General features: G+C 58.0%; 12 protein-coding genes. 10 read left to right on the top strand and 2 right to left on the bottom strand.

The genetic code is table 11. The features are described 5' to 3' along the window. Nucleotides 1-273 precede the first annotated feature (273 nt). The 10 genes from F3089_RS15870 to F3089_RS16250 all read left to right on the top strand — a co-directional run bounded on the left by F3089_RS15870 (nt 274) and on the right by F3089_RS16250 (nt 10,326). Nucleotides 274-945: a glycosyltransferase gene (locus tag F3089_RS15870; protein WP_192497319.1), complete on the top strand. Its 672-nt coding sequence runs from the start codon at nt 274-276 to the stop codon at nt 943-945. Beyond that, a complete protein-coding gene (locus F3089_RS09300; protein ID WP_192497318.1) occupies nt 932-2,221 on the top strand; it encodes a glycosyltransferase in 1,290 nt (429 codons plus the stop codon). Before F3089_RS15870 ends, F3089_RS09300 begins: the two co-directional genes overlap by 14 nt. A gap of 659 nt (nt 2,222-2,880) precedes the next feature. Continuing rightward, nucleotides 2,881-4,071 carry an NAD-dependent epimerase/dehydratase family protein gene (locus F3089_RS09290; RefSeq protein ID WP_151440534.1) on the top strand — a complete coding sequence of 397 codons (1,191 nt, stop codon included), beginning with the start codon at nt 2,881-2,883 and terminating at the stop codon, nt 4,069-4,071. After that, nucleotides 4,068-5,042 carry an NAD-dependent epimerase/dehydratase family protein gene (locus F3089_RS09285; RefSeq protein WP_151440533.1) on the top strand — a complete coding sequence of 325 codons (975 nt, stop codon included), beginning with the start codon at nt 4,068-4,070 and terminating at the stop codon, nt 5,040-5,042. The genes F3089_RS09290 and F3089_RS09285 overlap by 4 nt, the downstream gene beginning before the upstream one ends. A gap of 34 nt (nt 5,043-5,076) precedes the next feature. Further along, nucleotides 5,077-6,174: a polysaccharide biosynthesis protein gene (locus F3089_RS09280; protein WP_225741721.1), complete on the top strand. Its 1,098-nt coding sequence runs from the start codon at nt 5,077-5,079 to the stop codon at nt 6,172-6,174. A 258-nt stretch (nt 6,175-6,432) separates the two neighbouring features. Further along, nucleotides 6,433-7,542: a glycosyltransferase family 4 protein gene (locus F3089_RS09275; RefSeq protein WP_151440532.1), complete on the top strand. Its 1,110-nt coding sequence runs from the start codon at nt 6,433-6,435 to the stop codon at nt 7,540-7,542. Nucleotides 7,543-7,671: 129 nt separating this feature from the next. Beyond that, nucleotides 7,672-8,760 carry a UDP-N-acetylglucosamine--undecaprenyl-phosphate N-acetylglucosaminephosphotransferase gene (gene wecA, locus F3089_RS09270; RefSeq protein ID WP_151440531.1) on the top strand — a complete coding sequence of 363 codons (1,089 nt, stop codon included), beginning with the start codon at nt 7,672-7,674 and terminating at the stop codon, nt 8,758-8,760. A gap of 102 nt (nt 8,761-8,862) precedes the next feature. After that, nucleotides 8,863-9,942 carry a helix-turn-helix domain-containing protein gene (locus tag F3089_RS09265; protein ID WP_151440530.1) on the top strand — a complete coding sequence of 360 codons (1,080 nt, stop codon included), beginning with the start codon at nt 8,863-8,865 and terminating at the stop codon, nt 9,940-9,942. Continuing rightward, complete coding sequence (locus tag F3089_RS16195; protein WP_353623146.1) at nt 9,923-10,117, top strand: PIN domain-containing protein; 195 nt, start codon at nt 9,923-9,925, stop codon at nt 10,115-10,117. Before F3089_RS09265 ends, F3089_RS16195 begins: the two co-directional genes overlap by 20 nt. Further along, on the top strand, nt 10,111-10,326 hold the full coding sequence (locus F3089_RS16250) for a PIN domain-containing protein (RefSeq protein WP_502707333.1): 216 nt from the start codon (nt 10,111-10,113) through the stop codon (nt 10,324-10,326). The genes F3089_RS16195 and F3089_RS16250 overlap by 7 nt, the downstream gene beginning before the upstream one ends. A 106-nt stretch (nt 10,327-10,432) precedes the next feature. Here the strand turns inward: F3089_RS16250 and fic are convergent, their stop codons facing one another. Continuing rightward, nucleotides 10,433-11,536, bottom strand: a complete 1,104-nt coding sequence (fic, locus tag F3089_RS09255; protein WP_151440529.1) for a protein adenylyltransferase Fic — start codon at nt 11,534-11,536, stop codon at nt 10,433-10,435. 206 nt (nt 11,537-11,742) lie between these two features. Beyond that, complete coding sequence (locus F3089_RS09250; protein WP_225741720.1) at nt 11,743-13,215, bottom strand: capsule assembly Wzi family protein; 1,473 nt, start codon at nt 13,213-13,215, stop codon at nt 11,743-11,745. Nucleotides 13,216-13,238 lie beyond the last annotated feature (23 nt).

The raw sequence follows: 13,238 nt of genomic DNA, 5'->3' as shown, positions 1-13,238 counted from the left end.
CGATTTAGCTGGAAACTATTTTCAAGGCGTAACGTTTTAGGAAAACTGTATCGTTTTCTTTTTTTTTATGAGTTCGCGAATCGCATTAACACAGAGGAACCAAAGTGCCTTGAGACCGCAGACCTAATTCTCCTTACGGGAAGGCCGAGCCTGGCTCGTGTCCGAAAAGTTTCGAACGCACCCGTTATTTATTCGGCTCGTGGCCGAATAGGTAACTTCAATGAGTGGTTCGCCAGGCGGGCAGACGGTTTAATCTTTTGGGGTGGATGCGAAATGGATAATCCATCACGATTTGCTTCAAGAGGCCCGTTCCTCAAGGTCGACCCAGGGGTAGACGAAACGGTTTTTTATCCTGGTACGTCCAATATGAACCTTGAACGTTCGTTGAGGTGTGGAGAGGCCGAAACCGCACATGTCGTTTTTGCTGGGAGGCTTGACCCGGTTAAAAGGGTTGAACACATCATTCGGGCTGTAGGTTCCGTGGTGAATCAGGGTTGGTCTGTATACCTTTCCATCGTGGGTGATGGTTCTGTTCGACCTGAGCTTGAACACTTGGCGGGAACGAATTTGCCTGGGCGCGTGACCTTCCATGGCCGCCAGGAACCCTCGGCTCTTGCGGATATACTTCGGGCGTCGGATGTTTTTATGCTTACCTCGCGCACGGAAAATCATCCTATTTGCATTAAGGAAGCGCTTGCGTGTGGCCTGGATGTGATTGCCTATGGGGTTGGTCGCGTTCCACAGCTCCTTGCCGGACAGAATAACAGCACTGTTGTACCAGTTGGTGACGAGGCAGCGCTCGCAGAGGCTTTACGTCAGCGCGTAGATAAAGGACGAATTCCTCCCGAACAACGAGTGGCCAGTAATGCGGTCACTTGGCGTGACGTGGCTGAGAAGATTGTTTCGTGGAGCGAAAAGGAGTTTAAGCACCGTGGACCAAGGTGATCCCAAGAGCGCGGGTAACGAGTATCCAGAGCGCGGGTTCCGCATTGTTTTTCTTTGTGACCAGACTGTTGATCTTCATTTTCCACCGCACTTCGGTCAAGTATATCTCTACCTTTTGCCAAAACTGGGTTGCGACGTTTCGCTCGGAGCGTTTTCAAGGAACCAGGAGTCAAGCGTGGCGCGGGAAGTGCTTGCCAGTGGCCGGGCGCGCTTATTTCGTAAGCGTGCAAACACCTTGTTTGGGCGCATCCTGCTAGCTTGCGCGACACCGTTTCTGGTCGGTCGTTGGTTTCGTAAAACCGGGCTCGCACACTCTGACATCATTGTTGTTCACAATGATCCGGTTCTTGCGTGGACAGCATGGTTCCTTACTCGCCGCACGGGTGCAGCGTTTGTCTACCGAATTACCCATCTGGTCCCTGAGAGCATTATTGCCTCTGGGGGATTGGGCCAACGTACTGTGGCTAAACTTGCCATGATCGCTCGTAACCTACTGCTGCGCCGCAGTGATGCCGTCATCCCGATGAGTAAGGCAATGGCAGATTATTTTGCTGATAAGGTTGGTCTCTCCGGCGATGCTATGAAACCTGTCGAGTCCATGGTCCGCGTCGACGAATTACCCACTGCCACTGAGCCACAATGCAGCGGGTCGTATGAGCGAGTGAAACAGGAGCTGGAGAGCCGTACCTGTACGCGGTGGCTGGTGTATATTGGCACTCTTGACCCCCAGCGTCGCCCATCGTTCCTGCTTGATACATTAGGGGAGCTAAGGCGCAATGATCCTTCGGTGGGGTTGCTCGTTCTGGGCGTCACGCGTTCCGCGTGGCAGCTCGACGTACTTCGGCGCTATGCTCGGGAACAAAAGTTGGAGGATTACGTTGTTTGGTCCGAACCGGTTCCGGATGATTGCCTTCCCGCGGTTCTAACGCTAACGGACATTGGTTTAAGCCCTTTGCCTATCGACGAGATCCTGCGGACCAACTCCCCAGTGAAAACGATGGACTACATCAGGGGCCACATTCCCGTCGTCGCCAGTGCGATTCCTGACAATCAGTACGTTCTTGAGGAGAGTGGCGGAGGCGTCATTGCGGAGTACAACCCCACCGCATTCGCTTCTGCTGCTTACAAACTGCTATCAGAAAGTAAAGAACAACGTGATGAGCGAGTAGCTCGTTCCGTAATATGGCTACGTGATAACCGGGATCTTAACGTAGCCGCAGAGAAGTTACTGGAAGTCTTTCAACTAGCCCTGAAACGTCGAGCATCTGAAGAATAATTCCTCAGCATCTGCTGTTGCTGACTTTGAACTCCTCCTGATACCTCTATAACTTCCGTCGTAGCACGATCCTTGCGTTGACCGAGGCAGGTATAGGGTGCTTTGTCTGGCCCCCGGGATGAGTTCAGTGCCAAACTTAGCGAGCTAGAGGCGGAGTATCAGTCCTTGCCAGTGGAGGGCAAGGGTGTTGTGCCAGTAGGTGAGGTTTGCAGTCTGAAAAATATCTGGCGCGTGGTACGCCGGTCGCCTCCGGTGTTTGTTTTCAATTTCATGGATGACACCCGCGAGGTGAGCGAATAGGAGTTGGCGGCCGCCTTTCAGCTGTCTTTTACTGCCAGACTTTTCGGCCTTTACCCGCGCCATTGCGGGTCAGGTTGATACCTTGTACGCGGAGGTGATCACGGCGAGCACCTATAAAGGCAGCTCGTGAGCAAGTTTGGCCAGACGATTGCCGGCACGCATGTGCTGGTACAGGGGACGTTTAAGGAGAACTGCCCGGACCTTCGCAAGACCCGCGATTGATGTGATCTGGGAGCTGGAGGACTCTGGCTGCAATGTTGATGTGGCCGATGCCTGGGCTGCTTGTTAGGTTTGAGGCCCAATATGGTCGTGCGCCCTAGAAAGGCAACAAAAGTCAGCAATAGACTATGGAGGTTTACTTGTCTCATATCGTTATTTTAGGCGGTGATGGCTACCTGGGCTGGCCAACCGCCATGCATTTTTCCAGCCGCGGCTACGACGTCACCGTCGTTGATAATTATTTCCGGCGCAATGCCTGTACGGAGCTGGATACGGGCATGCTTTACGCAGTGCCCACGCTTATTGAGCGCGCCAAGGTCTGGTACAAGAAGACGGGGCGTGAGATCAAGGTCGTGATCGGCGATCTTACCAGCCCTGAAAACATGCGCAGTCTTTTTGACGGACGGGTTCGATATCAGTGGGCGGTGAATCAACAGTTTACGGGGCTGCCGGACACGGTCGTGCATTACGCGGAACAGCCTTCCGCCCCTTACTCCCTAATGGATTACGAGCACGCGGACATCACCCTGATGAACAACCTCAGGGTCACCAACAATCTGCTCTGGGCGGTTCGTGATTTTGCGCGGGATACCCATATCATCAAGCTGGGCACCATGGGCGAGTACGGCACGCCGAACATCGATATCGAGGAGGGGTGGCTTGACGTTGAGCACAAGGGCCGCAAGGATACGTTCCTTTTCCCTCGCCAGGCCGGCAGCCTGTACCACACCACCAAGGTGATGGACACGGACCTGATCTGGTTTGCCGTGCGGATGTGGGATCTGCGGGTGACTGACCTGATGCAGGGGCCGGTTTATGGCTTTGAAACGGAAGAGTCGAATATTGATGATCGCCTGAAGACGATTTTCAATTACGACGAAATCTTCGGAACCATTGTTAACCGGTTCGTGACCCAGGCGGTCGTGGGTTATCCGCTGACAGTCTACGGTGGTGGTGGTCAGACACGCGGTTATCTCAACATCAAGGACACGCTCCAGTGCATTCAGAAAGCGGCAGAGACACCCGCCGGTAAACATGAACTCCGGATCTTCAACCAGATCATGGAAACGCTGAGCGTCAATGACATTGCGACCATCACTCAGCGGGTGGGCCAGCGGCGCGGTCACGAGGTCCCGATCGAGTCGATCACGAACCCGCGCAAGGAAGCTGAGGAGCACTATTACAATCCCACCTACCAGGGTCTCCAGAACATTGGTGTTGAGCCCCATTATTTGACGGATGACGTGATGGACCGCATGTTTGAGCTGGTAGAAACTTACAGGGATAACATCCGCAAGGACGTTATCTTTAAGGGAATCAAGTGGACATGAAGTGGCTGATTACCGGCGGATGTGGGTTCATCGGCACGGGCCTGATCCGTTTTCTGTTAGCGGAGGGAGGCCACGGGATTCGGGTTTTCGATAACCTCAGCACGGGTACTCGAGACGACCTTGGGCAGGTTGCGCCGTTTACGGAGGGCAGCGGTGCTGAAGCGCCTTTCCCGGAAGCGGGAGAGGTGGAACTCATTGTGGGTGACATCCTTGATGAGGCGGCGCTCTCCCAGGCGGCGGATAAGGCGGATGTGGTGGTTCATCTGGCCGCGAATACGGGCGTTGGCCCATCTGTGGAGGATCCCCGCCATGACTGCCTGACGAATGTCCTTGGAACCTTCAACGCGCTTGAGGCGGCACGGCACAACGGGGTGGGGCGTTTCGTGTTTGCCTCAAGCGGGGCTCCGGCAGGCGAGGTAGAGCCGCCCATCCATGAGGAGCTGCCACCACACCCGGTTGCACCCTATGGGGCGAGTAAGCTGGCGGGCGAAGGGTATTGCTCGGCGTACTTCCGAAGTTTTGGTGTTGAGACCGTCGCGCTTCGGTTCGGTAATGTGTATGGGCCTGGTTCCATACACAAGGGCAGTGTCGTGGCCAAGTTCATCAAGGAGGCGCTCAGCGGTGAGCGGCTCGAGATCTATGGCGATGGCTCCCAGACAAGGGATTTCATCTTCATTGATGACCTGGTCCGTGCGATACGGCTTGCGGCAGCGCAGCCGCATGTGGGCGGAGAAACCTTCCAGATTGCCACCAGCCAGGAGACCACGGTTGGGGAGATAGCCGCGCTGCTTGTAAGCCTTCTGGCGGCACATGGCGTGCGGGACGTGGAAGTCTTTAACGGTGAGAAACGCGTTGGCGATGTAATGCGGAATTACTCGGATACCCGGAAGGCCCGGGAGTGGCTTGGGTGGCAGCCCGAATATGGCCTTGAGCAGGGACTGGACCGAACCGTCCATTACTTTCTCTCTTGAGTACGGCACTGTCTTTCATTCTATGGAGTCTGCAATGAAGCAATTTTCAGGGAAGCGCGTTCTGGTGACAGGCGCATGTGGCACCGTTGGGTCTGAACTGATCAGACAGCTGCTCTCCAACGGTAACTACGACCCAGCCGAGGTGGTTGGCATTGATAATCAGGAAACCGCCCTTTTTTTCGAAGATCAGACGTATTTACATGACTCCCGGGCGCGCTTTTTCATTGCGGACATTCGGGACAGGGACGAACTCGCTCGCCGAATGCAGGGCATTGATGTGGTGTTTCACACGGCGGCGCTCAAGCACGTCGTGCTGTGTGAGCGCTCACCGGATCAGGCACTCCAGACGAATATCTCGGGGATTCAGAATGTGATCGCTGCATCCATCGAGGCCGGGGTGGAGAAAGTGATCTTCACGAGCTCGGATAAGGCGGTGAACCCAACCAATGTGATGGGCACCTCCAAGCTGATGGGCGAGCGGCTGATGACGGCTGCCAACAGCAGCAAGCGCAATGAATCCGCTCCGGTTTTTGCGTCAACCCGCTTTGGCAATGTGCTGGGTTCGAGCGGCTCCGTTATCCCCATTTTCCATAATCAGATCGCCAAGGGGGGGCCGGTTACCGTAACGGCAACCGAGATGACCCGGTTCATCATGAGCATTGAAGAAGCGGTTCGCCTGGTTCTGGATTCCGCGCTTCAGGCTCGTGGCGGTGAGGTGTTCATCACCAAGATGCCGGTGATCCGGATCTGGGATCTGGCGCTCGCGATGATTGATGAGCTGGCGACACGATATGGCTTTGAGCCGGATCAGATCGAGATTAACGTGATTGGCCCCAAGCCCGGCGAGAAGCTCTATGAGGAACTCATGAGCGAGGAAGAGACGCGTCGTTCCGTGGAGCTGAAAAATTACTTCTCGGTGCTGCCAGCTTTTCGCGGAATCTATCATGATATTGACTACTCCTATGACACCCTGGTCACGGAGGAAGTGGATAAGGCTTACGTCTCGTCGACTGAGCTAGCCAAAAGTGTTGAGGCAATCAAGGGTATTCTCTACGAGTACCAACTGCTTGAGGAGCCGGATGATGAGAGTGATACGCGGTATTGGCCTGGCGACAAGGAGTCGGTGGAGTGATCGTCACTTGTTGAATCTTTTTCGTGCGGGATCTTATCCGGGATATGCATGGCTCACGTAAAACTATGCGGTAAGTGTTATCTGGTGTTGACGCCCTATTGAAGATTTGTAGATCTGCCACAGGCTGGAATTATCCATTGACTATTCTGGGCTAATGGGCTTGCTGGCCGCGTTGGGCATGGGAGATTGGGAGGTATTATTAATCCGGTCTGCATTCGTTAAGCTGATTTTTCACTCTTGTGGAAGGCGCGCAACAACATGAGCTGCGGCTTAGTTCTGCTTACCTCTAATACCTCCTGGTACCTCTATAACTTTCGCCGCAGTACGATCCGCGCTTTGAACGAGGCGGGGTACCGGGTGCTGTGTCTGGCACCCCGGGATGAGTTCAGTGCCAGGCTTGCTGAGCTTGGCGCTGAGTATGAGCCTTTGCCTCTGGACGGTAAGGCCGTTGGGCCGGTGGGTGAGGTTCGCAGTCTGATGGCGATCCGGCGCGTGGTGCGTCGGTTCCAGCCGGTGTTCGTTTTCAATTTCACGGTCAAGATGAACATCTACGCCGGGCTGGTGTGTGCTTGGGCGGGTATTCCGTTTGCCAACAACATCTCCGGCCTCGGCACGGCCTTTATTCACGACAACTGGCTGTTCCGCCGGGTACGACAGGTGTACGGCATGGTGAACCGCAGGGCTGAGCGGCTGTTCTTCCAGAACAGTGAGGATCAGGCGGTTTTCCGGCGCTACGGCCTTATGGGCGATGTGCCGACCACGCTGCTTCCGGGCTCCGGTGTGGATCTGGCGCATTTTGAACAGGCGCCCATGTCGGAATCCGGGCCTCTGGCCTTTCTGCTTATAGGGCGTTTGCTGGGGGATAAGGGCATTCGCGAGTACGCGGATGCCTGCCGCCAGCTTAAGGGTGAAGGCGTTCCCGCCCGCTGCCTGTTGTTGGGGCAGCTTGGGGTCAGTAACCGCACGGCGATTGAGCGTGCGGAGGTCGAGGCCTGGGAGCGCGAGGGCATCCTGGAATACCTGGGCGAGACCGATGATGTGCGCCCCATTCTGCGTGAGGCGCATGTGCTGGTACTGCCTTCCTACCGCGAGGGTATGCCGCGGACGGTTCTGGAAGCCGCTGCTATGGGCCGCCCTGCCATCGTGACGGATGTGCCGGGTTGCCGGGAGGCCATTGAGCCGGGCGTGACCGGGTGGCTTTGTGAGGTGCGGGATTCGGCCTCACTGGCGGCGCGGATGCGTGAGTGTTGTGAGCGGCCTGCCTCGGAGCTTGCGGATTTCGGGGTGCTGGCGCGGGAGCGGATGGAGGCCCGGTTTTCGGAATCCATCGTTGTAAATGCTTACCTTGAATGTCTTGGCGTGTCATAGACGCCTGTCATCCGCGCTTAACCTCTTGCGGATAATCTACCGCTGGAGCAGAATCACTTCCTGCAATCATTACCAACCCTTCAGGCGTCGGTAAGGTTGCGCCAACCAGTTACCGGATGGAATTAGCCCATGGAGTATGCCGGGTCAACGGGCCTTTTGGCGGGTCTGATCGCGCTTGTGTCTCTCTTCCCCCTTCGCCCCTTCGCTCACCGCGCCGGGTTGCTGGACGTAGCGGACCACCGCAAGACGCACCGGGGGTCGGTGCCGTTGACCGGTGGCTTGAGTGTGTTCATCGGGCTCTTTGTGGCCTGGTGGATTGCGGCGCCCTATGCGGGGGGCTACGGGGTCTTCCTGCTGTGCTCGCTGCTGCTGGTGGTGATGGGCGCGGTGGACGATGCGCGCCACCTGCCGGCGACCTTCCGGTTGTGGTCCCAGGTGGCGCTGGGGGCGGTTCTGGTGCTGGGCTCCGGGGTTTGGCTGGACCAGTTCGGCAACCTCCTGGGCTTTGGGGTGATTGAGCTGGGCTGGTTCCTGGGGCCGGTGGTCACCATATGCGCGGTGATCGCGGCGACCAACATGTTCAACATGATCGACGGCATTGATGGGCTGGCGGGCAGTGTCTCCCTGGTGGCGTTGCTGGGCCTGCTGGTGCTGCTGGTACCGGCTCAGGGGTTCCACTCGGAGACCACGCTGGCGCTGGCGCTGCTTTTCGCGCTGGTGCCGTACTGGCTGGCCAACCTGCGGGTGCCGCCGTTCCGCTGCCGGGTGTTCATGGGGGATGCGGGCTCGCTGTTCATTGGGTTCTCGCTGGTGTGGCTCCTGATTAACAGCACCCAGCAGGGGGAGGCGGCCTTCCGCCCGGTAACGGCGCTGTGGCTGGTGGCGGTACCGCTGATGGACATGGTGGCGATCATGGTGCGCCGGGCGAAGAAGGGCGAGTCCGTGATGCGCCCGGACCGCGAGCACCTGCACCACATCTTCCTGCGCGCGGGCTTCACGGACCGCCAGGCGCTGGTGATCATTTCCGTTGTCGCGGTGCTGATGGCGGCCCTTGGTATTGCGGGGGAATGGCTGGCGGTGCCGGCCTGGATCATGTGCGCCGCGTTCGTGCTGCTGTTCATCGGGTATATGTGGGTGCTGGGGCACGTATGGCGGCTGCTGGTTCTGTTCCGCGCCTACCGCATCGCCGCCCTCCGGCGGGCGGCTCAGAAGCGGTAGCGCCACTCTGCCAGAATCCAACTTTTTGAAGCTCGATTTTGTCAACAAAATGGTTTACTTTTTCTGTATAATGCTAATAAAAGTAAACCAGAGGGCGCCATCATGATGGGGGAGCGCATTCATCAGGCGCGTCTCGCTGCTGGCCTTACGCTTGATGCGTTGGGTGAGAGGCTGGGCGTCACCAAGGCGGCAATCCAGAAGTATGAAAAGGGTAGGGCTACGCCCGATTCGGCAAAGCTGCTGGCGATTGCCAGGGCTTGTGGGGTGCGGACTGAGTATTTCTTCCGCAACCGCACGGTGTCGCTGGCTGACGTTGAGTTCCGCAGAAACAATGACTTTGGCGTAAAGCGGGCAGAGGCCGTTCAGATCCGCGTGGCGGAAATGGTGGAAAAGCGTATTGAACTGCTGAACGCTTTTCCCGAGTCCCCAATTGATGATTTCTCGGTGCCTCATTGCATTCCAGAGCGGATTGACGACATGGAGGCGGTCGAGGCGATCGCGGATGATGTTCGCCATGCCTGGGCGCTTGGCCGGAATCCGATTGGTGACCTGATCGATACCCTCGAGACGCTTGGCCTGCTCATACTGACTGTCGATGAGGCGCATCCTGCGTTTTCCGGCATGACGGCCACAGCGGTCGCTGGGGACGGGCATGAATTCCCGGTGATCGCGGTGTCTTCACGCTGGCCGGGCGATCGTCAGCGTTTCACGCTGGCACATGAGCTGGCACATGTGTTGTTTGCTGGGCGTATTGCGGATGGCCTTGACCCTGAGAAAGTCTGTGATCGTTTCGCGGGGGCCTTTCTGGCGCCTTGGGGGGCGGTCATACAGGAGCTTGGCGAGCAGCGTAAGCGCCTGGAGCCACGAGAGCTGTATCACCTGAAACATGAGTATGGCCTTTCCATGCGCGGTTGGGTAATTCGCGCCCTGCAATGCGGTGTTATCCAGCACGGTGCCTACCAGGCGTTGATGAAGCTGTTTTCGGCTCGTGGGTGGCAGAGGAGTGAGCCCGGAGAGTCGTTGGCGACAGAGACCCCCCAGGTCTTCGAGCAACTGGTTTACCGCGCGCTGGCGGAACAGTTGATGTCTGAGGCCAAAGCCGCTGAGCTGCTCGGCATCCCACGCATGCAGTTCTATCGTGAACGCTGGATGGAATCGCTGGATGCTGCTGCTGATCAGTGATGCCAACATCATCATTGACCTGGAGGCTGGGGAGATACTGCGGACGCTTTTCCAACTTCCGTACCGGTTTGCGATGCCGGATACCCTCTATGAGGAAGAGATCGTGGAGGGGAGCCCTTACTTAAGGGAAATGGGGTTGGAGACAATGGTCGTCAGGAGTCCTGCCCTCTGCTGACAGGAGACAGCAACCTCCGGGCGCTTGCAGCAAAAGAGGATGCCGAAGTACGTGGAACCCTGTGGGTTTTCGTGGAACTGATTGAGTTCGGCTTTTTGACTCACGATGAAGCACTGACCGCTCTGAATCGAATGAAGCAAAGAGGGCGGCGGCTCCCTTGGAAGGATGCCAGGCGCCATATTTCTGGCGCCACTTACAATGGGAGGTAGGCTCCATCCTGAACCTTGTTGGTTCGGCCCTGGAGCTAGAAGCGGTAGCGCCATTCGCCTGAGACCTGCCATTGGCTCGGTTCGGTGCCGTCCGTAAGTGCTACCGTTACTGAAAAGGGCTGTAGGTGTTGTCTGGGTTCAGCATGACGCTTATCAGTCTGGGGTTAAGGAACAGATTGTCCCTTCCCTCTGAGCGTTTTTCCAGTACGCCGATGCGGGTAAGCTCATTCAGGTATACGGAAGCCGTTTGCCGTTTCGCAATCCCTGCATCCACGAGGTTTTGGATCCGGCAGTAAGGCTGGGCGAACAGGGTTTGCACCAGTTCGTGGCTGTAGATTTTGGGAAGTTGGGACTGGATATGTTGGCGGGTTTGCTCAATCAGGGTCTGAACGGCGTCAATTTTGGCGATAGTCTGTTTTGCGGTTTCTTCAATGCCCTGGATCATGAACAATACCCAGGAGTGCCAGTCTCCATCCCGGGTCACGCCCAGTAACAGGCGATAGTAAACTTCCTTCCGGGCGAGGATATACTGGCTGTAGTAGAGCACCGGTGTTGGCAACAGCCCCTGATCAATCAGGTAGAGCAGGTTCAGAATACGCCCGGTGCGGCCATTGCCGTCTGTGAATGGGTGGATAGCCTCAAACTGGTAATGGGCAACGGCCATTTTGATGAGCGGGTCCGTGCCATCGTCATTATTCAGATAGCTTTCCCAGTTAGCGAGCAGATCACGCAGGCGTTGCTCATTGTCCGGCGGTGTATAGATGACCTGGCCGGTGGCTTCGTTGCCAAGCGCTGTGCCAGGTACTTGGCGGATGTTCATGCGCGTATTCTTGATGGTGCTGCAGAGTTCTACAGCCAGATTGGTGCACAGTGGTCTTTGCTGAAGCCGCTCCAGGCCCTCGCGTACCGCCGTTCGGTAGCGTAAAGCCTCCTTGGTTGCCGGGTCGGCCCGTTCTGGGGAGTCAGCGAACTGAAAGAGTCGATCCGTTGTGGTCACGATGTTTTCAATTTCTGAGCTGTCTTTCGCTTCCATCAGTGGTAACAGGTTAATCAATAGCCCCTGATGGGGCAGCAACTCGCTGGCTCTTGCTAACCCTGATAGTGCTGCATGGGCTGGAATGCAGGCTTTCAGTATTGATTTTGTTTCGAGCTCCTCCTGTGGAGGAAGTGGGGGAATATCGTTGAAAGGGTGTTCTGGTGACCAGCTCATGTCGATAATCGGCCTTTTTGATCGACATGGGCTGAGGACATGTCGATGAGATCGACATGTCTCTACCACGTGTCGATTTAGCGTGAAAATATAAACATATCACCTGTGGTTTGCTGAAGCGAGTAATGTGCCATACTTTGCGCTTGGGACTTACGGACCGCCAAGAGCTGGAGCATGTATGGCGGCAAGGCCCCGAGACCGGAGGCTCAGAAGCGGTAGCGCCACTCGCCTGAAACCTGCCATTGGCTCAGCTCGGTGCCGTCCCGGAGTCTGAGGGCCTCGTCCGTATACTGGGCTTCCACGTCGAGCCAGCCGCTCAGGATCTGGGTGCCGTAGCTCAGGGTGGCCTGGGTCAGGCTCTGGTCCGGGGCGCGGGTGAGGTAATCCACGCGGTTGTCCGGCACCTGGTTGCCGATGGCGCCGAACTGGTTGAGCTTGGCATGGGTGAGGCTGGCGCCGAACTGTGAGCCGCCGGGCAGGAAGTGCCAGCCGCCCAGGGTGGCGACTTCGGCATCGCCGCCCTGGCTGGCGGCCATGCTGCGCCCGCGATAGCGGTAGCCGGTCTGGTAGATGCTGTGCTCGTAGGTCACGCCCGGCAGGGGCTCGCCGAAGAGGTCATCGGTAATGGTGTTGGTGTACTCCAGGTACCATTGCTGTTCCCCGCCGGCGAGCGCCGAGGTGGCGTCCACCCCGAAGAGCCAGGATTTCTTGCCGGGCAGGCGCCCGGCCTCGTCCTCGCCCACCATCTGGGTGTACACGCCCAGGGTGGTGGTCTCGCTTGCCTGGAACCCGTAGCGGATGTCGATGGCGCCGAGCTGGTTGCCGGGGTCGTTGGCTTTGCCTTCCTGCCGGTTGTCCCTGCCCACCAGCGCGTCCCAGTAGGTGCCAGCGCCGCCGGGGCGGCCTTCGCCGTCGAGCTGCATAATGCGCGAGAAGCCGATGTCCAGGCCCTGGATGGGGCGCATTGTGAAGCGCATGCCGATCAGTCGCGCCTCGGGGATGGTGCGGGCGCTTTCCATCTCGCCGGCGAACAGGGTGAAGTCCCAGGGACCGATCCAGCTGAGCCATTCGTGTTGTGGCGCGTGCGCGTTGCGGCGGTTGAGCCAGATGGCGGGCAGGGGGCGGGCATTGTTGGAGAGGATCAGGCTGGATTGCCAGCCGGGGCCCCACCAGCGGTCCAGGTTGCCGGCGCCGATGACCCAGTTGCCGGCGGTGGCGGCGAGGTAGGAGCCGTCCATGCGCCAGTCCCTGTTATCCTGCGGGTTCTGGGTATGCGAGGGCGAGAGACCGGCGGCCCAGTGTTCACCCTGCCATTGCAGGGTTACGCCCAGCTGGCCGCTTTCATCCGGGCCAGTGCTGAAGCCACGCACCACACGCCGCTCTGTGGCGCCGCTCAGGGTTACGGTGCCGCGCAAGCCCTGCTGGGCCTGTTCCCGCCGCTCAAAGTCAAGGTAGGCGTGGGCGGTGCCGGTGGCGTCTTTCGGTGCCTCGCGGCGCTCTTCCAGGTTGTCCCACATCAGGGGCCAGGTGGAGGTGGTGCGGTTGAGGCTGCCGGTGTCCGCCAGTGCCTGGGCGGCGTAGCGCGCCCGGGCGTCTCCCGGGGCCAGCCAGGGCGCGGCCAGGGTGGGCGCGGGCAGGCTGACGACGGTGGCGAGCATCAGGAGCGGGGCAGTGCGCATACGGCATCATCCTTGGTACTGAC

Origin of the sequence: Halospina sp. K52047b (assembly GCF_008709855.1) — a bacterium.
Classification (GTDB): domain Bacteria; phylum Pseudomonadota; class Gammaproteobacteria; order Pseudomonadales; family Oleiphilaceae; genus Halospina; species Halospina utahensis_B.
This window is presented reverse-complemented; position numbering and strand designations above follow the sequence as displayed.